The sequence below is a fragment of the Anaerolineales bacterium genome (assembly GCA_016928575.1).
Taxonomy (GTDB): domain Bacteria; phylum Chloroflexota; class Anaerolineae; order Anaerolineales; family RBG-16-64-43; genus JAFGKK01.
In genome coordinates, this window is record JAFGKK010000088.1 from 63,317 (window position 1) to 83,807 (window position 20,491).

Annotated in this window: 12 protein-coding genes; 11 read left to right on the forward strand and 1 reads right to left on the reverse strand. The window is 65.9% G+C overall.

Annotation, left to right across the window (positions count from 1 at the left end):
• Positions 1 to 110: 110 nt before the first annotated feature.
• Positions 111 to 839 carry an SDR family oxidoreductase gene (locus JW929_11180; GenBank protein MBN1439960.1) on the reverse strand — a complete coding sequence of 243 codons (729 nt, stop codon included), beginning with the start codon at positions 837 to 839 and terminating at the stop codon, positions 111 to 113.
• A gap of 121 nt (positions 840 to 960) precedes the next feature.
• Here JW929_11180 and JW929_11185 point away from each other — a divergent pair, with 121 nt between their 5' ends.
• The 11 genes from JW929_11185 to JW929_11235 form a co-directional block, all read left to right on the forward strand.
• On the forward strand, positions 961 to 1,458 hold the full coding sequence (locus JW929_11185; GenBank protein ID MBN1439961.1) for a hypothetical protein: 498 nt from the start codon (positions 961 to 963) through the stop codon (positions 1,456 to 1,458).
• 100 nt (positions 1,459 to 1,558) lie between these two features.
• Entirely contained in the window at positions 1,559 to 2,044 is a 486-nt protein-coding gene (locus JW929_11190) for a hypothetical protein (GenBank protein ID MBN1439962.1), read from the forward strand.
• Positions 2,045 to 2,136: 92 nt separating this feature from the next.
• Complete coding sequence (locus JW929_11195; GenBank protein ID MBN1439963.1) at positions 2,137 to 2,925, forward strand: TlyA family RNA methyltransferase; 789 nt, start codon at positions 2,137 to 2,139, stop codon at positions 2,923 to 2,925.
• Between the two features lie 217 nt (positions 2,926 to 3,142).
• Positions 3,143 to 4,948 carry an elongation factor 4 gene (gene lepA, locus JW929_11200; GenBank protein ID MBN1439964.1) on the forward strand — a complete coding sequence of 602 codons (1,806 nt, stop codon included), beginning with the start codon at positions 3,143 to 3,145 and terminating at the stop codon, positions 4,946 to 4,948.
• On the forward strand, positions 4,945 to 5,949 hold the full coding sequence (locus JW929_11205; protein ID MBN1439965.1) for a flippase-like domain-containing protein: 1,005 nt from the start codon (positions 4,945 to 4,947) through the stop codon (positions 5,947 to 5,949). Before lepA ends, JW929_11205 begins: the two co-directional genes overlap by 4 nt.
• A gap of 88 nt (positions 5,950 to 6,037) precedes the next feature.
• Entirely contained in the window at positions 6,038 to 7,198 is a 1,161-nt protein-coding gene (locus JW929_11210; protein ID MBN1439966.1) for a glycosyltransferase family 4 protein, read from the forward strand.
• Positions 7,199 to 7,336: 138 nt separating this feature from the next.
• Entirely contained in the window at positions 7,337 to 9,679 is a 2,343-nt protein-coding gene (locus tag JW929_11215) for a glycosyltransferase family 39 protein (GenBank protein MBN1439967.1), read from the forward strand.
• A gap of 21 nt (positions 9,680 to 9,700) precedes the next feature.
• Positions 9,701 to 15,040, forward strand: a complete 5,340-nt coding sequence (locus JW929_11220; GenBank protein ID MBN1439968.1) for a glycosyltransferase family 39 protein — start codon at positions 9,701 to 9,703, stop codon at positions 15,038 to 15,040.
• A gap of 111 nt (positions 15,041 to 15,151) precedes the next feature.
• The gene (locus JW929_11225; protein ID MBN1439969.1) at positions 15,152 to 17,767 is read left to right on the forward strand and encodes a hypothetical protein; all 2,616 of its coding nucleotides are present in this window, start codon (positions 15,152 to 15,154) and stop codon (positions 17,765 to 17,767) included.
• Positions 17,764 to 19,533, forward strand: a complete 1,770-nt coding sequence (locus JW929_11230) for a hypothetical protein (protein ID MBN1439970.1) — start codon at positions 17,764 to 17,766, stop codon at positions 19,531 to 19,533. Before JW929_11225 ends, JW929_11230 begins: the two co-directional genes overlap by 4 nt.
• A 661-nt stretch (positions 19,534 to 20,194) precedes the next feature.
• The coding region (locus tag JW929_11235; protein ID MBN1439971.1) for a hypothetical protein at positions 20,195 to 20,491 on the forward strand (297 nt) is incomplete at its 3' end.

Genomic DNA, 20,491 nt, shown 5'->3' on the forward strand with positions numbered 1-20,491 from the left:
GCGGAAAGCCTGGGAACGCCGGTGGCAAGGTGAATTTCTTAGTGGCCTTCCGGTTTTACCCCGGCCTCGCCCGGCGAAGCCAAGGCGGGGCTTCGTGTCTCATCGCGGCGTCACAGGTATTCCCCGCCGTCGATCCGCAGCACCTCGCCGGTGATGAATGTCGATTCGAGCAGGAACAGCACCCCGCGCACGACCGCCTCGGGCGAGCCGGGACGGCCGAGCGGAATCCGGCGGGCCAACTTTTGCAGGTACTCCTGCCCTTGGCCGGGCGGGGGGAGGATTGCGCCGGGCGCGACGGCGTTGACGCGGAACGCGGGCGCGAGCGACTTCGCCAGGCTGCGGGTGAGCTCGACCAGCGCGGATTTGGCGAGGCTATACGCGAGATGCTCCGCCGCCGGGCGCCCGGCCCGCGCGTCGGCGAGGAACAGGATGTCCCCGGCGTCGGCCTGCGCGGCGAACGCCCGGCTGAGGAAGAACGGCGCGCGCAGGTTGATCGCGATCGTCCGTTCCCAAAGATCCGTTGCGGTGTCGGCCAGGGTTCCGCGCTCGAAGATCGCGGCCGAGTTGACGAGGATGTCGATTTTCCGGAAAGCGGCCCCCGCCGCCTCGAAGATGGTCGCCGGCGCGTCGAGCCGCTCCAGATCGGCGCGGATCGTCGCGCATTTCCGCCCGAGGGCGCGGATTTCCTCCGCCGTCCGGACGGCTTCCGCTTCCGACGAGCGGTAGTGCAGGGCGACGTCGGCGCCGTGCGCCGCGAGTCCGAGTGCGATCGCGCGCCCGAGCCGCACCGCGCCGCCGGTCACCAGCGCCGTCCTTCCGCAAAGCGGCAAATCGGCCATGGAAGGATTATATCCCAGTGCCGGATGCCGACCCTTCGCCCGCCCGCAGCTTCTCCGCCGGCCGGAGAAAAAAAACCGCCGCCACGCGTTATAATGCTCCAAACCGTTCCCGGGAGGGAAAATGGCCAAATCCAGTTTAATTGTCGGCGTTCTGACCTTTGTCTTGATTTTCGTCGGCGGATTGCTCTCCAGTGTTTGCTGCCTGGCGAGTCCTTTCCTGGCTTTGTTTCTGGGGCTCGCCGCAGGGTATCTGTGTGCGATGTTCGAGAAACCGGCCGACGCCGAAAAGGCGGCGGTGCGCGGGGCGATGGCCGGGGGGATCACCGGCGGGGTGGCGTTGGTCGCGCAGTTCATCAGCCAGACGATCGTTCAATACATCCTATCCCAAAGCGGGAATTTGGTGGCCTGCATTCCCGGCTTTTGCACCGAAGGATCGGCGCCGGTGGATCTGACGCACGCCATGCTCGCCGCGGTGTTCAATTCCTGCTTCTGGGGGCTGATCCTGCTGGCGCTGATGGCCGGATTCGGCGCGGCCGGCGCGGTGATCTGGATCAAGCTGTCCGCCGGCCGCAAGCCGGATATCCTCGCCGGAGATTCCGGATCAGCGCCGTCCGCCTAGGGCGGGAAGGCGGATCCGTTAACCGCAATCCGGCGTTCCGGACGGCGTGCCTTCGTCCGCGATCGACAGGCGAAATGACGGAGTTGATGGAGGAGGATAAATGTTTCGATCCGCTCTCATTGTTGGGGCGATTGCGTTTGTGTACCTGCTGGTGGCCAACGTCGCGATGGCGCTCTGCGCGCCGTTTCTCGCGATTCTTCTCGGATTTCTGGCCGGCGGGCTGGCCGCCATTTACGACAAACCCTTGGACGCCCAAAAGGCGGCCGGGACGGGCGCGCTGGCGGGGTTGATCGCCGGGATCGGCGCGGTCGCCGGCAACACCGCCGGTTTGCTGATCCGGACGTTTGTCGTCTTCAGTCCGGAGACTTTCACCCAAAACATCACGGACCTCACCGGAGTCACCTACACCGAGGCCGAAGCCAACCTCTACTCGCTGTCGCCGGTTTGCTGCTGCGCGGTGACGGATTTCATCCTTATGGCCGGGATGGGGGCCTTGGGCGCCTACGCGTGGTTCCGCTACAAAGCCGGGAAGAAATCCGCCGGCGCCGGGCCGTCCGGAGCATCCGGTTTTTCCGGCGGTGCCTGATCGATTCGGATTCGGTTTTCTCGAAATGGGATGATCCCCGCCAGGGGCGGATGCATGTCCGCCCCTGGGCATTTCCCGAGGCGGATTGAGCCGTGGGCGGACCGAAGAAGATCCGGTTGGATATCCTGCTCGTCGGGCGCGGTTTGGCCGGGACGAGGTCGCTCGCCCAGCGGCTGATCCTCGCCGGCCGGGTGCGGGTGGACGGGCAAACGTCGGCTCAGCCGGGGAAGCTCCTGCCGCCGGATGCGGACGTCGAACTCGAAGCGGCGCCGCCGTTCGTCTCCCGCGGCGGCGAAAAGCTGGCGGCCGCGCTGGATGCCTTCGGCATCAAGCCGCCCGGACGGGTGTGCGCAGACGCCGGCGCCTCGACCGGCGGATTTACCGATTGCCTGCTGCAGCGCGGCGCGGCGAAAGTATTCGCGATCGACGTGGGCAAGGGCATCTTGGATTGGAAACTGCGCAACGATCCGCGGGTGGTGGTGATGGAAGACCGCAACGCGCGCTTCGTGGCATGCCTTCCGGAGCCGATCGACTTGCTGACCGCCGACGTTTCGTTCATCTCCCTGAGGCTGCTGTTCCCGGTGTTCCGCGGCTGGATGAAGGATGTGTCCGAGGCGGTGGTCCTGATCAAGCCCCAATTCGAAGCCGGACGCGGCAAAGTTGGGAAGGGGGGCGTGGTGAAGGATCCGGCCGTTCACCGTGCGGTTCTGCTCGGGGTTCTGCGCGCGGCGGAGGATACAGGCTTCTCCGTTTCCGGCGTGATCCGGTCGCCGCTCAAAGGCCCCGCCGGCAATATCGAGTTCCTGGCGCATGCGAAGCGCGGCGTAATGCCCGCGGGCGAGGATGCCCTGCGATCCATGATCGATGCGGTCACCGGCTGACCTCTCCGGCCCCTCTTCACATCAAACCCCGTATTAAACCGATCGACCGACCCTTTGTCTTGATTTGGGGAGGGCGGAATCCGGTCGCAGACCCCCCAAATCGAAGAAAAAAAACCACCATCGGGTGGATTCCTGTCCTCGATATGGGGAGGGCAGGGAGGGGTTTTCGGGTATACTTACCCCGCGCTCCCGGGCGGTTGCGGGAGCGCGCATAGCGATGGACACCTCCCATATCCGCAACTTCTGCATAATCGCCCACGTCGACCACGGCAAATCCACGCTGGCCGACCGGATGCTGCAGCTCACCGGGACCATTTCCGACCGCCAGATGACCGAGCAGGTCCTGGACAGCATGGACCTGGAGCGCGAGCGCGGGGTGACGATCAAAGCCTCGGCGGTGCGCATGAGCTACACCGCCGCGGACGGCGCCGCCTACGAGCTGAACCTGATCGACACCCCCGGGCACGTCGACTTCGCCTACGAGGTAAGCCGGGCGCTGGCCGCCTGCGAGGGCGCGCTGCTGGTGGTCGACGCCACCCAGGGGATCGAAGCCCAAACGCTGGCCAACCTCTACCTGGCTCTGGAAGCCGACCTGGAAGTGATCCCGGTGGTGAACAAGGTGGATTTGGCGTCGGCCCGGACCGAGGAGGTCAGCCGCGAGGTGGCTTCCCTGCTCGGCGGCAGCCCGGCGGACGTGATCGCGATCTCGGCCAAGACCGGCCTCAACGTCGATGCGGTCCTGGAGGCGATCGTCCGCAAAATCCCCGCCCCCGCCGGATCGGTGGAAGCGCCGGCGCGCGGGCTGATCTTCGATTCGCACTACGATTCCTACCGCGGGGTGGTGGCCTACCTGCGGGTGCGCGAAGGCGTCCTGCGCATGTCGGATGCGCTCAAGGTGATGTCGACCAGGGCCGGGTTCGACCCGATCGAAATCGGGATCTTCACCCCGGACATGCGCCCGACCGGCGAACTCTCCGCCGGAGAGGTGGGCTACATCGCCACCGGGTTGAAAAGCATCCGCGAGTGCCGGGTGGGCGATACGATCACCGGCGCGGACAAGAGCGCCGCCGAACCCCTGCCGGGCTACCGCCGGATCAAGCCGATGGTCTTCGCCGGCTTTTACCCGGTGGAGGGCGAGGATTACCCCGACCTCAAGGACGCGCTGGAAAAACTCCAGCTCAACGACGCTTCGCTGGTCTACGAACCGGAGACCTCGCAGGCGCTCAATTTCGGATTCCGCTGCGGGTTCCTCGGCCTGTTCCACATGGACATCATCCAGGAGCGGCTGGAGCGCGAATACGGCCTGGACGTGATCGCCACCGCGCCCTCGGTGGAATACGAGGTGGTCCTGCTCGACGGAACGGTCCGGAAGGTGGATTCGCCCGCCGCCCTGCCGCCGGAGGACCAGATCGCCGAGGTGCGCGAACCCTGGATGGAAGTGCAGGTCTTCGCCCCGGATGCCTACTACGGAACGGCGATGGATCTGGTGACCAAGCGCCGCGGCGTGTTCCGCGAACAGGCGCTGACCGCCCCCGGCCGGATCCAGCTGACCTTCGAGCTCCCGCTTTCGGAATTGATCGTGGATTTCTACGACCGGTTGAAATCCCGCACCCGCGGGTACGCCTCGCTGGACTACCGCTTTCTCGAGTACCGCCCCGAGGATCTGGTGCGGCTCGACATCCACCTGAACGAGGAGCCGGTGGACGCGCTGGCGACGATCGTACACCGCGACGCCGCCTACCACCGCGGCCAGGCGCTGGTGACGAGGCTGAAAGAAGTCATTCCGCGCCAGCAGTTCGTGGTCCCGGTCCAGGCGGTGGCGGGCGGGCGGGTGATTTCGCGCGCCAACGTCAAAGCCGTGCGCAAGGACGTGCTCGCCAAATGCTACGGCGGGGATATCACCCGCAAGCGCAAACTGCTGGAAAAACAAAAGCGCGGAAAGAAGCGGATGAAAATGGTGGGCAGTGTGGAGGTGCCGCAGGAGGCATTCCTGGCGGTGCTCGGGATGGGAAGCGAGGAATGAATCCGGCCGACAGGCGGCGCCGGTGGTTGCGGTTTCTGCCCGGCCTATTGGTCAGCGTCCTGGCCGTGGCGGCGCTGGCCCTGGCGGTGGATTGGAGCAAGACCGTCGACGCCTGGCGCCAGGCGCAGCTGTGGGTGCTCGCGCCGGCGATGGCACTCGCCGCCGGCGCCATGCTCACCCGCGCCGCGGCCTGGCGTTGCCTGATGGGGGACGCGGTCCCGCTCGGCCGCTGCTTCTGGGTCCTGAACATCAGCTACCTGATGAACGGAATCCTCGGATTCCGGATCGGCGACGTGATCCGCCCGTACCTGATCAGCCGCGGCCGCGACGGCGCGCCGGCGAAGGTGACGGCCGGTGCGGCGCTCTCGGCTGTCGCACTCGAGCGCAGCTTCGACCTGGCCTTCACCTGCGTGCTGGTGCTCTGCATTTTTCCGTGGATCGCCGGGATGGAGTGGGGCGGCGCGGTCCTGCTCAGCGCGGCGGGGATGGCGGCGGCGGTCTTTGGTGGCTTGTTCCTGCTTGCCTCCTCCCGGAGCCGCTTGACCGCGCTTGCCGCGCGGGCGGCGGAGCGGTTCCCGCGGATCCGGCCGCTGCTGGAACCGCTGGATCATTTCCTCATCGGGCTGGCCGAGATCCGCAACCTGCGCCGTTCGGTTCCGGCGTTTCTGTGGATCATCCTCACGATGGTCCTGTGGGGGGCGGTATACTGGGTCGTCCTGAGGGGCTTCTTCCCGGACGCCTCGGTGTTTTGGGGGTTGCTCTCGCTGATCGGGGGGCTGATCGGCGTGGCGCTGCCGTCTTCGCCGAGTTCGCTGGGCGTGTTCGAAGGCTCGGTGACGGTCGTATTGACGATGAGCGGGCTGGCGCGCGATACGGCGGTCGCCTATGCGATCGCCGTTCACATGCTCAACATTGCCTGGCTCAGCGCGCTGGGCGCGCTGGGATTGATCGTCGAGAGGCAGTCGCTGGGATCCATTTTGGCGGCCGCCAAGACGGGATAATCCTCGCCCCTCATCCCCTCGCTCCCCTTCTCCCAGCTTATGCTGGGAGAAGGGGAGCGAGGGGATGAGGGGCGAGGAAGGGAAACCCATGCGCATTCTGATCGCCCTGACGTATTACCGCCCGCACGTCTCGGGCCTGACCATCTACGCCGAGCGGCTGGGCCGCGCGCTCGTCCGGCGCGGGCACCGGGTGACGGTCCTCACCTCGCGCTTCGACCGCTCGCTGCCGGCGAACGAGGAGGTCGACGGACTGCGGATCGTCCGTCCGTGGGTCGCCTTCCGCGTCAGCAAAGGGGTGATCATGCCGACTTTCGGCCACTGGGCCAACCGCCTGGCGCTCGCCCACGACGCGCTTTCCATCCACCTGCCCCAGTTCGACGCCCCGGGAATAGCGCTGCGCGGGCGCCTGCTGAAAAAGCCCGTCGTCCTCACCTACCATTCGGATCTCAGCCTGCCGCCGACGCTCTTCAACCGCGTGGCGAACCAGGTGATCAACGCCGCCAACGAGGCGGCCGCCGGCCTGGCGGATAGGATCGTCGCCTACACCCGGGATTTCGCGGAGCACTCGCCGTTCCTCTCGCGCTACCTGCCCAAGATCCAGGTCATCCCGCCGCCGGTCGAAATCGGCCGCGCGGGCGAGGCGGAGGTGCAAGCCTTCCGCGCCAAGCATAACCTGGAGGGGCGCAAGGTGGTCGGCATGGCCGCGCGCCTCGCCGCGGAAAAGGGGGTCGAATACCTGCTCGAGGCCGCTCCGACGATTCTGGAAAAATATCCCGGCACCCGTTTCCTCTTCGCCGGCCAATGCGAACACGTGCTCGGCGAGCAGGCCTACGAGCGCAAGATCGCGCCGCTGCTCACCGCGCTCGGCGGGCGGTGGACCTTTCTGGGAGTGCTGCAGCCCGACGCGATGGCGGCCTTCTTTAAATCCTGCGACGTGACGGTGCTCCCGAGCATCAACAGCACCGAAACGTTCGGGCTGGTCCAGATCGAATCGATGATCTGCGGCACGCCGGTGGTCGCCGCCGGATTGCCGGGAGTGCGCGAACCTGTGCGGATCACCGGGATGGGCAAGGTCGTCCCGCCGCGCGATCCGGCCCGCCTGGCTGAGGCGGTCCTCGAGGTGATCGGCGGCCGTTCGCGGTTTGTCCAACCTCCAGGTAAAATCGCGGCTATGTTCTCCCCCGATGCCACCGCCGCGCGCTACGAGGCGCTGTTCGAGGAAATCGCAAAGGGGAAAGGCCGAACGTGACGGAATGGATTTGAGATTGCCCCTGATTCCCTTCCCCATCCTTATCCCCCGCACCCCTACCCCTTCTCCCGGCATATGTCTGGAGATGGGGAAGGAGCCGGGGGTAGGGGATGAGGTAGAGCGGAGGGTTTTTCCGCAATGACCGAATCCGATCTCACCCTGTGGGAATGGCTGGCCCGCAAATGGAACACGCCGCGCTGGAGGAAGGCGGTCCGGCTGATCGCGGCGGGGCTGTCGGCGGCGGCGGGAATTGCCTGCGCCGTCACCGATGCCGGCAGCGGCAACTGGCTTCCGCTGCTGGCCGGAGCGGCGGTCTTCCTGATCCTCGGCTTGCGGATCGAGGTGCCTGAGGAGCCTCTGCCCGTCATCCCGGACGGATTCGAACAGCCGCCAAAGGCCGTTGCGGAGCCGGAGGCGCCGGAGGCGGGCGAAATCCGCCCGGCCGGGAAGGGCGGGCTGCCGGTCCTCCGCCTGCCGTTGGCGGTTGCGGCCGCCTTCCTGGCCCAATGGATCATGGATTTCCGCCCGATCTACACCCCCCATGCCCGCACCGCCGGCTTGTTTCTTTACCTCCTGGCGTTCGGAATCCTGAGTTGGGCCCTCGCGTCCGGCGATGCGGTCTTTCCGGTGGCATCGACGTCCGGCGAGGGCAAGGGATTCAAAATTACCCTGCCGCGGGCCGCGATGCTGATGTTCGCCGTGTTCTTCGGCGTGCTGGTCTACATGGGCTCGAGCGATGGGATGTTCCGTCCGCTGGCTCTCCTGACCCTCGCCGTTGCGCTGGTCTATTGGTGGATCGCCCTGGCGGAATATTCGGGCGGAATGGGTGAGGCGCTGATCGCCGCCTTCCGCTCGGCGGCCGGGCGGATCCGCGGCTTCGGCGCCGGCCTGCTTGGGGGAATCACCCTTTCCCCGTGGAGTCTGCTGGTGGCGGCGTGCTTCGCGGCGCTGGTGGTAATCCGCACGGTCGACCTGGCCGCGACCCCGCCGGAGATGACCAGCGACCACATTGAAAAACTGGTCAACGTGGACGATATTCTGCAAGGGAACTTCTACATCTTCTTCGCCAACAACGGCGGCCGCGAAGCCCTCGAGTTCTACCTGGTGGCGCTCGTCTCGCAGATCTTCGGAACCGGATTGTCGTTCCTTTCGCTGAAGATCGTCTCCGTCGCGGCGGGTATTCTCACGTTGCCGTTCCTCTACCTCCTCGGCCGGGAGATCGCCGACCGGCGGGTCGGACTGCTGGCGATGGTCCTGGGCGGCATAGGTTATTGGCCGGACATGATCAGCCGGATCGGCCTGCGGCTGCCGCTGGCGATGCTGTTTTCCGCCGCCGCGCTGTATTTTTATTTCCGGGCGCTCCGCCGCCGGCGCTGGAACGATTTTCTCTGGACCGGCGTCGTCCTCGGGATCGGGATGTACGGCTATACGCCGATCCGGATCGTGCCCCTGGCGCTGGCGGCGGTGACTCTGCTGTTCCTCCTCCACCCCTCCTCGAAAGGCTCCCGCGGATGGGGTGCGGCGGGATTTGCGATGATGATGGCGACGACGGTCTTGCTGTTCGTGCCGTTCCTGCGCTACGCCGCGGAGTTCCCGGAGGATTTCTGGCTGCGGACGTTGACCCGGATCGTGGGGGGCGGCGACCTCCCGGCGGAGGATCCCGTGAAAACCTTCCTGCTGAATGTCGGCAACGCCATGCTGATGTTCAGCTGGAACGACGGCGTGGGTTGGTTCAATTGCGTCCCGCTCCGCCCGGCCTTGGACGTGGTCACCGGCGGCATGTTCCATCTGGGATTCTTCGGGGTCATCGTGCACGCCTTCAAGAAGCGGACCTGGGAAGCGATTTCGCTCCCGGTCCTGATCCCCATCCTGTTGCTGCCGAGCATCCTGGCGCTGGCGATCCCGAACGAGAATCCGTCCCTGGCGCGGGCCATCGCCGCCGTACCGGCGGTCTTCCTGCTTCCGGCGCTGGCGTTCGTCCTGCTGATCGATTTTATGCGGGCGCGTCTGCCCGGCCGGTACGGCGCGTGGGCCGCGGCGGGGCTCACGGCCGCGCTGGTGATTGCGGGCGCCGTCCAGAATTTCGACCTTACCCAGCGCCAATATCCGGCCACCTACCGCCTGAATTCCGAAAATGCGTCCGAACTCGGAGAGTTCATGCGCCAATTCGCCGCCACCATCGGCGCCCCGGAGGATGCCTACTTCATCCCCTACCCGTATTGGGTCGACGACCGGATCGTCAACATCGCCGCCGGATTCCCGATCAACTCGGTGCATTACGTCTTCCCGGAGCAGATCCCCGATTTCGAGTTCAGCGGGCGGCCGACGCTGTTCCTGTTGCTCGCCGAGGACGCCGAGAGCCTGGAAGCCTTGAAGCAGAGATTCCCGGACGGATACTACGCCGTGGTGGCTTCGCAATTCCCCAACAACGATTTCATCTATTTCATCGTGCCCGGAACGCCGAACACGGGAAACCCCTGAGCGCGGACAAGGAATCGAAGCATGGAAAATTCCCACCTGACATCTTCGCCGAGCATGGACGAGCCGCAGACTCCGCGGGAGGAGGCGGCGCCTTCCGGGCAGACCGCACCCGGCGGGCTTCCGGAATCCTCCGCGGCGGCGGAAGCCCCGGCGGCCTTCGAACCCGCCCCGGCGCCGTCCCCCGAGGATCGTCCGCCTGCGCCTGAACCGCTTGCGCCCGCCCGCGCGGAAGCCGCGCCGGAATCCATTCCGCCGGCGCCGTCGGCGGAGCCGATTTACGCGGAACTGCCGCCGATCGACATCGGCGGGTTTGTAAAATCCCTTGTCCGGGAAATCTCCTCCTTCGTTCCGGAGCTGGCGCTCTGCCTGCTGATTGCGGCCGGCGTGTATTTCCGGTTCGCCGGCAACGACTGGAGCGAAGGGACCTTCCTCAATCCCGACGAACTGGGCGTGAACAACGTCGTCTCGGGGGTCGATATTCCCTCCAGCTTCGACGACTACTTCAACACCCGCAAATCCCCGCTGACCCCCTATCAGCTTTACGACGAAGCCGGCAATCCGACCGGCGCGGGGCCGGATCCGGGTTGGGTCTGGGGCCAGTGGCCGATCATCCTGATCCGCGCGGCCGCGGAAGGATTGACCTCCCTGCAGGAGGCCTTCGCCCCCGTGCTGGGAGGCGCCTGCGCCGAGGGGCAGGCCGAGCCGTGCGTACCGGCGAAGATCGTCGACTTCACCCGCTACGGCGAGATCCGCCTTTTAGGCCGGTTTCTTTCCGCGCTGACCGACACCGTCACCCTGCTGTTCATCTTCCTGATCGGCGCGCGACTCTACGGCCGCCGGACGGGGTTGCTGGCGGCCGCGCTCAGCGCGCTGGCGGCGACGCAGATCCAGCAATCCCACTTCATGACGATCGACAACTTCGGCGTGATGTTCGCGGCGATGGCGATGTACGCGGCCGTGCGCGCCGCGCAAAAGGGCGGGTTCGGCTGGTATGCGCTGTTCGGTTGTTTTTACGGCATGACGCTCGCCTCGCGCTCGAATTTCGCCCCCCTGGGCGCGATGATCCTGGTCGCCGTGATCATCGGCCAGTGGGAACGAATTAAAGCCGCCTTCGCCCCGCCGCCCGCGGAGGAGACGACGCCGGATTCCTCGGCCGCCGGCGAAACCGCCGCGCACAACCGGGAACCGTCGCAATCCCTTCAAAACGGAGCACCAGCGGAAACCGGCGGCGGAGCGCCCAGGCTCTCCCCCTCCCTGCAGATCTTGATCCCGGTTGGGATGTTCGTGCTGGCGGTTGCGGCGACGGTCGTCTCCTTCCGCATCGCCCAGCCGATGGCTTTCCGGGAGGCTACCGGCGATACCGGCTTCTTCACCTTAAGCTTGAACCCGGACTGGATCTCGAAGATGGAATACGCGGCCCAGGTTTCGGCGGGAACGGGCTACATCGCCGGATATCCGCCGGCGGAGCATTGGGCCAACCGGCCGGCGCTCATCACCCCCTTCCTGAGCATCGTCTTGTGGGGGATGGGCCTGCCGCTCGGGCTGGCCGCCTTCGGCGGGCTGATCTGGGCCGGAGTCCTTGCCTACCGGGGCGTGGATTCGGGCAAGCACGCCCTGCCGGTGCTGTTCGCCGGCGGCATGTTCCTGTTCCTGGGAACCCGCTGGGTCAAGGAGATGCGCTATTTCCTGGTCATCTACCCGTTCCTCTGCCTGCTGGCGGCCTGGGCGCTGTTGGAATTATGGAAATGGGCCGGACGTCACCGCGGGGGATGGCGCAAGGGGCTGGCCGGATCGGCGCTGGGAGTCGTGCTCCTAGGGACTCTCGCTTGGGCTTGGAATTTCAGCGCGATCTACCGTACGGAGAACACCCGCCTCGAAGCCTCGCGCTGGATGTACCAGAATTTTCCGGCCGCCTTCCGCTTGACCATGCGGCTGGATTCGGGCGAGATCTTCCAACAGGGCGCGAATTTCTACCAACAGCAGATCGGCGGCGAGCCGGCGGCGTTGAGCGTGCTTCCCGTGCACACGGGGACGGTGGAGCGGATCTCGCTTGGGTTCGTCAAGGACCTCGCCGAAGGCCCCGATTCGCTCTTGCACGTGGAGCTGTATGCGGAGCCGCCCGGCGAAGGGCCGCTGGCCTCGGCCGACATCCTCGTGCCCGCCGCCGCGGACGGGGACGGCCGCGGCGCGGGAATCGACGCGCCCTTCGGCCCGATCGTCCTCGAGCAAGGCCGGCGCTACCAGCTCTACGTCTCGGCCGCGCGCGGCGGGCCGTTCGAGGTGCGTGGGGCGTGGTTTGTCGACGAGGCCTGGGACGAAGGCTTGCCCTTCAACCTCGACGGCTTCGACGCCAATTTGTTGTTCGACCGTTCCAACGGCGCCCAAATGAACATCGAATGGCCCGACGTCGAAGAGAAGCGGCAGATGCTGATCGACAACCTCTCCCGGGCGGATTACGTCATCGTCCAAAGTCAGCGGCGGATCTGGAGCGTGTGCCGGATGCCGGCGGTGTATCCGCTGACGATGGAATACTACCGGGCGTTGTTCGACGGCCGCCTCGGATTCGAGTTGGCGGCCGTGTTCCAGCATCCCTTCGCCTTCGGTCCGCTGCGGATCTCCGACCTGGCCGGGGCCGCCGCCTGGGGGAGCGATCCGGAACTGCCGGTGTTCAACCTCAATCCGCTGGCGGCGGAGGAATCCTTCAGCGTCTACGACCACGCCCCGGTGTGGATCTTCCGCAAGAGCGGGGATTTTTCGCGCTCGAACGTCGAAGCGATCCTCGGCGCGGTCGACATCTCCCACGTGGTCAAGCAGGACGCCAGCCAACCCTTCGGCGTGCTGAACAACCTGATGCTGCCGCCGGAGCGGCTGGCCGAACAGCGGACCGGCGGGACCTGGTCGGACCTGTTTTCCTACGAGCGGATCTGGAATAAATATCCGGGCTTGGCGGCCGGGATGTGGTGGCTGTGGGCGGTGCTCACCGGCTGGGCGGCATTGCCGCTGGTCTCGATCGCCTTCGGCGGACTGCCGGATAAGGGCTACTCGCTCTCGCGGATCGCCGGCTGGTTGTTCACCGCCTGGGCCGCCTGGATGATGGCCAGCGCCCGCGTGCCTTTTACGGCCGGCACGATTACCGCGATCTGGCTGGCGGTGGCCGCCGCGGGAATCCTAGCCGCCTGGCGGGAGCGGGCCAAGTGGAAGGAATGGATCCACGAGCATGGCAAGACCTGGCTGACGATGGAAGCCGTGTTCGCGGCGTTCTTCCTGTTCGACCTGGTTCTGCGGTTCGCCTACGGCGACCTGTGGCACCTGTGGACCGGCGGCGAGAAGCCGATGGATTTCTCCTACCTGAACGCGGTCCTTAAGAGCACCTCCTTCCCGCCCTACGACCCGTGGTTCTCCGGCGGCTACCTCAATTATTACTACTTCGGATTCGTGCTGGCGGCGATACCGATCAAAATGCTCGCGACGGTCCCCTCGATCGGCTACAACCTGGCTCTGCCCCTGCTCTTCGGAACGCTCGGCCTGGCCGCCTACGGAGTGGCTTGGAATCTGGCGGAGGGATTGCGGCGCAGGGGGACGGTCAGGATCTCGCCGGTGCTGGCGGGAATCGCCGGGGCGGTGATGCTGGCGGTGCTGGGAAATCTCGGCGAGGTGCGCTTCATCTGGAACGGCCTGCTCGGCCTGAGCGGGCTTTCCCTGCCCAAAGGCCTGCTGTTCGGGCTGGGGGATTTGCTTCACGCCGCTGCGGGCGCCTTCCGGATCCTCACCGGTCAGACCGTCTTCCCCGGCGGGATGAGCGAGTGGTATTGGAACGCCAGCCGCGCGATCCAGTTCCCGCCCGGGCCGAACGGAGAATTCGTGACCGACTGGTCGATCACCGAATTCCCGTTCTTCACCTTCCTCTATGCGGACCTGCACGCGCACCTGATCGCCATGCCGCTGATTGTGCTCGCGTTGGGGGGAACCCTGGCGATGGCGATGGCGCCGGAGCGCCTGAAGGACTGGCGGACGGCTCTGCCGCTGGTCGGCCTCACTTCGCTCGCGATCGGCTCGCTGTGGCCGACCAACACCTGGAATTTTCCGGTGGCGCTCGCGCTGGCCCTGGTCGGGTTGGTTTTCGCCGGCGTCCTGATGCTGACGCGGGAGGGAAGGCTCCGGGATTGGCGGGGCTGGATCCGGATTTTGCTCCTGGGCGGCCTGATGACCGGGCTGTCGGTCTGGCTGTATCAGCCGTACTACGATTGGTACGCCGGGCAATCCTCGTTCACCTGGTGGGACGGACCGAAAACGCCGCTGGATTCCTACCTGGTGATCCACGGGCTGTTCATCTTCCTGGTCGTTTCCTACCTGGCCGTCCAGACCCGGGTTTGGTTCTCGCAGATCCGCGTCCCCTCGCGGGAGTGGTTTGAGAGCTGGTCCGGGCCGCTCTTCGCCGGCGCCGCGGCGCTCGCCGCCGCCGTGCTGATCCTGGCCGCGATCGGGCATCACGTCCTGGCGCTCTCCATCCCGCTGATCGCCTGGGCGGCGGTCCTCGGCCTGAGAAAGGATGCGGAGGACGAACACCGGCTGGTGCTGGGTCTGGCCGCGGTCAGCCTGGCGATCATCTGCCTGGTGGAGATCGTGGTCCTGCAATACGACAACGGCCGCCAGAACACGGTCTTCAAGTTTTACCTGCAGGCCTGGATCTACTTATCCATTATTTGCGGAGCGGCGCTGGCTTGGCTGGCGGCCCGGCTCGGATCGTGGCGGACGTGGCCGCGCCGGATCTGGATCGGCGCGCTGAGTCTACTGGTGCTGGCGGCGTTCTCCTACACCGTCTTCGGATCCTACTACCGCATCGTCGACCGGACGAGCGAGGACGCGCCGCGGAGCCTGGACGGCATGGCCTTCATGCCGTACACAACCTACACCTTCATCGACGAGTACAGTTCCGGAACCTACAACCTGCAGGAGGTGTACGACGCCGTCCGCTGGCTGCAGGAGAACGTGCAGGGCTCGCCGGTGATCGTCCAATCCCCCTGGCCGCATTACCGCGGCGGGATGCCGTACACCATCTTCACCGGTTTGCCGAACGTGCTCGGGTGGAATTACCATCAGCGCCAGCAGCGCGGCTCGGTGGCGGATGCCTGGGTTTGGGAGCGCGATGCGGAGATCCAGGCCTTCTACGAAACCGAGGACCTGGCGGCGGCGCGGGCCTTCCTGGAAAGGTACGACGTGAAATACGTCGTCGTCGGCCAGCTGGAGCGCGCCTACTACGCCGGGCCGGGCCTCGATAAATTCGACATCATGGCCGCAAGCGGCGAACTGAAGGTGGTGTTCTCGGAGGGGCAGACGGTGATTTACGAGGTTGTGACCTAATCCATCCTCTCCTACCTCTCCCCGGCCCTCTCCCCCCTCCCCGTATCACGGGGAGGGGGGAGAGGGTGTAGGGTGAGGGGGAAGGGGATGGCACGAGGAGCCGTCGCACCGATGACCTTTTTCGAAGGCGCAGGTTACTTTCTCCGCTGGTGGGCTTCCACGCTGATCCTCGGGCTGGCGCTGTGGCCGATTGTCTTCCAGTGCCTAAAGCGGCTCCCCGACCGCGGCTGGTCCTTCGCGCGGATGGCCGGAATTCTCTTCACCGGATATTTCTTCTGGTTGGGCTGTTGGCTGAAGCTGTGGACCAACGGCGCGGGCGCCGTGTGGCTGTGCGCCGCGGCGCTGTTCCTGGCGGGGACGGCCTGGGCGCACTACCGCGGCGCCGATCCGTGGCGTTGGCTGAGGGACCATTTCCGCGAGGCGCTGTTCACCGAAGCCGTATTCTTTATCCTGCTCGCCGGACTCACCTGGATCCGCAGTTACGACGCCGGCGCGACCCACACCGAGCGGCCGATGGACCTGGCGTTCCTCAACGCCATCCTGCGCTCCGAATATTTCCCGCCGAACGATCCCTGGCTTTCGGGATACGCGATCTCCTACTACCACTTCGGCTACATCCTCACCGGCATGCTGGCCAAGATCACCGGCATCGCCGGCGGCGTCGCCTTCAGCTTGGGGGTGACGGGCAGCCTGAGCATGGCCGGGCTCGGCGCCTATGGAATCCTGCGCAACGTCCTGTTGTTGAAGGCGCAGTCGCAGGAAGAGGCGGATCCCGTCCCCGCGGCGCCTCCGGAATCCGGCGCCCCCGGCACGGCTTGGCGCAAAGCGGCCGGTTTATGGACCTCGCACTGCCTGTGGTGGCCGCTGATGGCGCCGTTCACGTTGTTGTTCCTGGGGAACTTCGAAGGCGGTTTGGAGATTCTCTACGCCCAACACGTCGGATGGGACGCAAATTGGGAAGCGGGCAGGCGGAATTTTTGGACGGAACTCGACATCGAGGACATCAACTCGCCGCCGATCGGCGAGCGAAGCCTGACGCCCAACCGCTCGCCGTGGTGGTGGTGGGCGGCGTCGCGGGTCGTCAACGACCGCGCGCTCTCCAGGGATCCGGCCCGGCCGGGGGCGCACATCGAGGTCATCGACGAGTTTCCGGCGTTCTCGTTCGTCATCGGCGACATGCACCCGCACGTGATGGCGCTCCCGTTCCTGCTGTTGGCCGCGGCGGTGGTGCTGGAAACCCTCTTGCGCGGCGGCGGCGCGCTGGAGGATTCGGCCGCCGAGCGCCGGACGTTCGCCGCCTTCAGCGCGCTTGCCTTCGGGAGCCTGCTGTTCCTCAACACCTGGGACATCCTGATCTTCGGGATGGCGGCGGCCGCCGGCTGGTTCGGATGGAAGATGAGCCGGAAGGAATTGGCGTTCGGCCCGTTCTCCGGATGGAAGGCTTACCTCGCCCGCTGGGCGCTGATCGGTGCGGCCGCGGTGGCGCTGTTCGTCCCCTTCCTGATCGGCTTCTCTTCCCAGGCCGGCGGGATCCTGCCCAACGTCCTGTTCCCCACCAAGGGCGGTCAACATTTTGTCATGTTCGGGACCCTCTTCATCCCGTTGTTCGCCTGGATCATTCTGGAAATACACGGGCGGGACCGGCGCTGGGATTGGAAGAACGGGCTGACCTTGGCCGGAATCGGGATCGCCGTCCTGGTCGCCGGCTCGCTGATGCTGGGGTTCAGCATCGCGCTGGATCCGACTGTGGTGATGAGCCTGGCGGACGTGCTGGGCGGCTACGGCGCGGTCGATGCGCTCTCGGCCGTCCTGATGCGCCGGATCGCCGATCCGTGGGCGACCCTGCTTCCCCTGCTGTTGATCGCTTCCGCGCTGGCGGCGCTGTTCGGTTGGATCCGCCGGCCCGGCGCGGACGCGGCGGGGGACCCGGTGCCCGGGGAGCAATCCGCTCCCGGGGGCGGGGTTTGGGCGGAGGCTTTCCTGTTGATCCTCGTCTTCTGGGGGGCGCTCCTCGCCCTCGGGCCGGAGTATTTCTACCTGCGTGATTTCTTCGGCGGGCGGATGAACACCGTGTTCAAATTCTACTTCCAGGCCTGGGCCTTCCTCAGCCTCCCGGCGGCTTACGGAGCGGTGCGGCTGACGCAGGCGCTCCGGGAAAAATCGGCCTCGGCTTCGCGCCGCAGATACGCCGCCGCCGCTTCGGCCGCCGTCTTCGCCGCCCTGATCGCGGGGTCGGTTTACTTTCCCATGGCGGTGTGGACCAAAACCCGCAGCGAGAATTATTCCGACGAGCCGACGCTCGACGCCTCGGCCTACCTGCGCGACGCGCATCCGGCGGACGCTGCGGCGATCGCGTGGATCCGTCAAAACATCCACGACAACGGACCGTTGGTCGAGGCGGTCGGCAACGACTACGATGAATATGCGGCGCGCGTGTCCACGCATACCGGCATCCCGGGCCTGCTCGGCTGGATCGGGCACGAAGACCAGTGGCGCGGCACGCGCGCGATCCACGCCCCGCGGATCGCGGACGTCGAACAGCTCTACCGGACGACGGATTGGTACGGCGCGCAGGAGATTCTGGACCGCTATGGAATTCGCTATGTGTACTTCGGGCCGCTCGAGGAGCGGCTGTATGGCACCCGCGGGCTGGAAAAGTTCCGCCTGCACCTGAACGTGATCTACGAGGCGGACGGCGTGATCATCTTCGAAAGGGGCCGACCATGAAACTGCGCGGCACGGTCGATGCGTTTCTTGAAAAATTCGATCTGCCCCTCTACGGCGCGCTTTTTCTAGCGGCCTTGTTGCTGAGGCTTTCCGCCATCGAAGCCGCGCCGCTGAGCGAACGGGAGGCGGTGGAAGCCTGGGGCGCCTTGAACCTCCTGCGCGGGCAGGCCTCCTCCTCGGTCAGCGCGCTGTTTTCCTCGCTCACCGCCGGCCTGCTGTTCCTCGCCGGCCCCTCGCAATGGGCGCCGAGGATCCTCCCGGCGCTGGCCGGCGCGCTGTGCGTGTTTCTGCCGCGCCTGCTGAAGGACGAGCGCGGGCGGCTCGAGGCGTTCCTGGCCGCGCTGTTCCTCGCGCTCTCGCCCTCGCTGTGGGCGGCTTCTACGACGGCCGGCGGGGCGGCGCTCGGCTTCCTCGCCGCCGCGGTTGGCATCTTCTACCTGCGCGCGCCCGCCCGCACGCCGCTGAGGAGCGGGTTGATCCTTGGCGTTGCGGCGGCTTCCGGACCGGTCGGGTGGAGCGGGTTGGCGATCGCGGCGGCCGCGCTTTCGGCCGATTGGTTTCTGCGGATCTCGCAATCCGGCGCCGGGGAGTCGCAGGAGGAATTCCCGCTCCGCAGGCCGTTCGCCGAATTCCTGGAGTCGCGCAGCGGCCCGGCCGGGTTCCTGGCCGGGCTGGCCGCCGGAGGAACAGGATTGTTTTTCTTCCCGCGCGGCTTGGGGGCGCTGGCGGCCGGTGCGGGCGATTGGCTCTCGGCGTTCCTTTCCGGCTGGCCGCCGATCCTCGAAACAATTCTGCTCTTCTTCGCCTACGAGCCCGCGGCGCTGGTGTTCGGCGTGGCCGGGCTCTTCCTCCTGTGGAAAGGTCTGCTCGCGGCCGAGGACCGCTTTTGGGGGCTGTTCGCCGCCGTTGCCGCGGCGTGGGCGATGCTCCGCGCGGCGGCCTTCCCGCAGGAAGCGCTGTGGATCCTTCTGCCGCTGGCGATCCTCGCCGCGCGCGTGATCCGCCGGGCGCTGGAATCCGTTGTCCTCGCGGAACGGCCGGTGTTTCTCGCGGCGCAGGTTTTCGCCGTCCTTGCCCTGGCGGCTTTCTCCTTTTTAGAGATGGCGGCGTTCCACAATCTGGCTGAGCGGAGTCCCGCGGAAGCCTGGGCGCATTTGGCCCTGGCTCTGCTTGGGTTGATCGCCGGCTTGCTGGCGGGTGCGCTGTTCACCGAAAACTGGGGCAAGGATTGGAGTCAGTCGCTCCCGGGATTGGCGCTGGCCTGGGCGGGGATCCTCCTGGCGGCCCAAGCCGGCGCGGGCTGGAATGCGGTCCACATCCGGCGCGCTTCGGCAAACGAGCCGTGGCGGACGGAGGCCGCGACGGCGGATCTTCTGCGCCTGCGCGAAGAACTCGAGCTGATCTCCGAGCGGCAGACCGGCGTGGAGGATGAACTGCGGGTGGTCGTCCTCGGGCCGGAAGAATCCGCGCTCGGCTGGGAGCTCGTGGGATACGGCGCGGTGGAATACGCGGATTCGCTGGACGCGCTGGCGGCGCCGGCGGTCCTGATCGCCCCGTACGCGGAATATTCCGACGGCACGGTTGCCGCCCCGCGATTGACGGCGGTCTACCGCGGGCAATCGTTCGCGGCCTTCGAGAGCCGCGGCTGGTACGGCTGGCCGCCCGATTTCTTCGGCTGGCTGTTCTACCGCGAAGGGCCGGTACAGCAGGGGAAGTGGATTCTCTGGGTCCGGGAGGATATCCTCATCCCGGAAGCGGCCGGGTAACCAACGGCAATTATTCGTAGAAGCGCCTGTACCGCCGGAAAATCATTGCCGGCGAAGATTGATTCAACAGAATGGTGAAAAAAGAATAATGGCGGCTGGTATCTGGCGGGAATACACGCCTCTCAATCCCTGGAGGGGTTGTCTCAAAACAGCATTAGGTTGTCTCCGGATTGTCATGCCCGCGTGTTCGTAGCGGGCATCCAGCCATGGAAACCCTGGATTCCCGCCAAACCCCACCCCCGGCGAAGAATGCGCCGAGGGCCGGCGCGGGAATGACGACATAACCGAAAACGAAGCGTCTTTTTTTTGCTTTCCGGACAGCCATTTGAACCATCGGAATATTGACAGAGTTATCCCGCTTTCGCGGGATGATGAATACCCCGCGCCTGCCCTCGCACAGCGGGGGGCTTGCCCCCGCTGTGCGAGGGCAGGCTGCGCAGTTCTTAGGGGTTGCGCTCCGTGATACCGCGCGGCTTGCCGCGCGGTAGTTCATTCGTGACACAACAGTAGACGCGTCTTTCCTTTGTGAGTTGTTCACTCCTTACCGTCGAAAACGGCCGCATATTGCACATGAGGCACAGAAAGCGGATGCCGTTGAGATTCACAATCGACGACCGCGATTTCGCCGACTCTGTTCGGGTTGGGATGTGAATCGGCCCGCATGCAAATCGGGATATTCCAGCCCGCGCGGCGGACGTACCGGGAGCTCGACCGGCTTTTTGACAACACGCCGATGGGGATGGAAAATGCCCGAACCGGTGGTTTACGGAAAAATGCCGCCGCCTGCGGATTGAACGGTACGGTTAAGGAAGATGAAATTATGGATGCGCGGGGATATAATAATCATCGCCATCCGATTTTACTGTTTTTCGAGCAAATTCCGGTCAATTCGGCCACCGATTCCGGTGTAATCCGGCCGCCCCATACCAACCCTCCATCATCAGCGACGAGATTGTAC

Coding starts and splice junctions, on each gene's coding strand:
- JW929_11220 (MBN1439968.1), top strand. CDS start 9,701: ATGGAAAATTCCCACCTGACATCTTCGCCGAGCATGGACGAGCCGCAG.
- JW929_11210 (MBN1439966.1), top strand. CDS start 6,038: ATGCGCATTCTGATCGCCCTGACGTATTACCGCCCGCACGTCTCGGGC.
- JW929_11230 (MBN1439970.1), top strand. CDS start 17,764: ATGAAACTGCGCGGCACGGTCGATGCGTTTCTTGAAAAATTCGATCTG.
- JW929_11215 (MBN1439967.1), top strand. CDS start 7,337: ATGACCGAATCCGATCTCACCCTGTGGGAATGGCTGGCCCGCAAATGG.
- JW929_11180 (MBN1439960.1), bottom strand. CDS start 839: ATGGCCGATTTGCCGCTTTGCGGAAGGACGGCGCTGGTGACCGGCGGC.
- JW929_11185 (MBN1439961.1), top strand. CDS start 961: ATGGCCAAATCCAGTTTAATTGTCGGCGTTCTGACCTTTGTCTTGATT.
- JW929_11190 (MBN1439962.1), top strand. CDS start 1,559: ATGTTTCGATCCGCTCTCATTGTTGGGGCGATTGCGTTTGTGTACCTG.
- lepA (MBN1439964.1), top strand. CDS start 3,143: ATGGACACCTCCCATATCCGCAACTTCTGCATAATCGCCCACGTCGAC.
- JW929_11225 (MBN1439969.1), top strand. CDS start 15,152: ATGACCTTTTTCGAAGGCGCAGGTTACTTTCTCCGCTGGTGGGCTTCC.
- JW929_11205 (MBN1439965.1), top strand. CDS start 4,945: ATGAATCCGGCCGACAGGCGGCGCCGGTGGTTGCGGTTTCTGCCCGGC.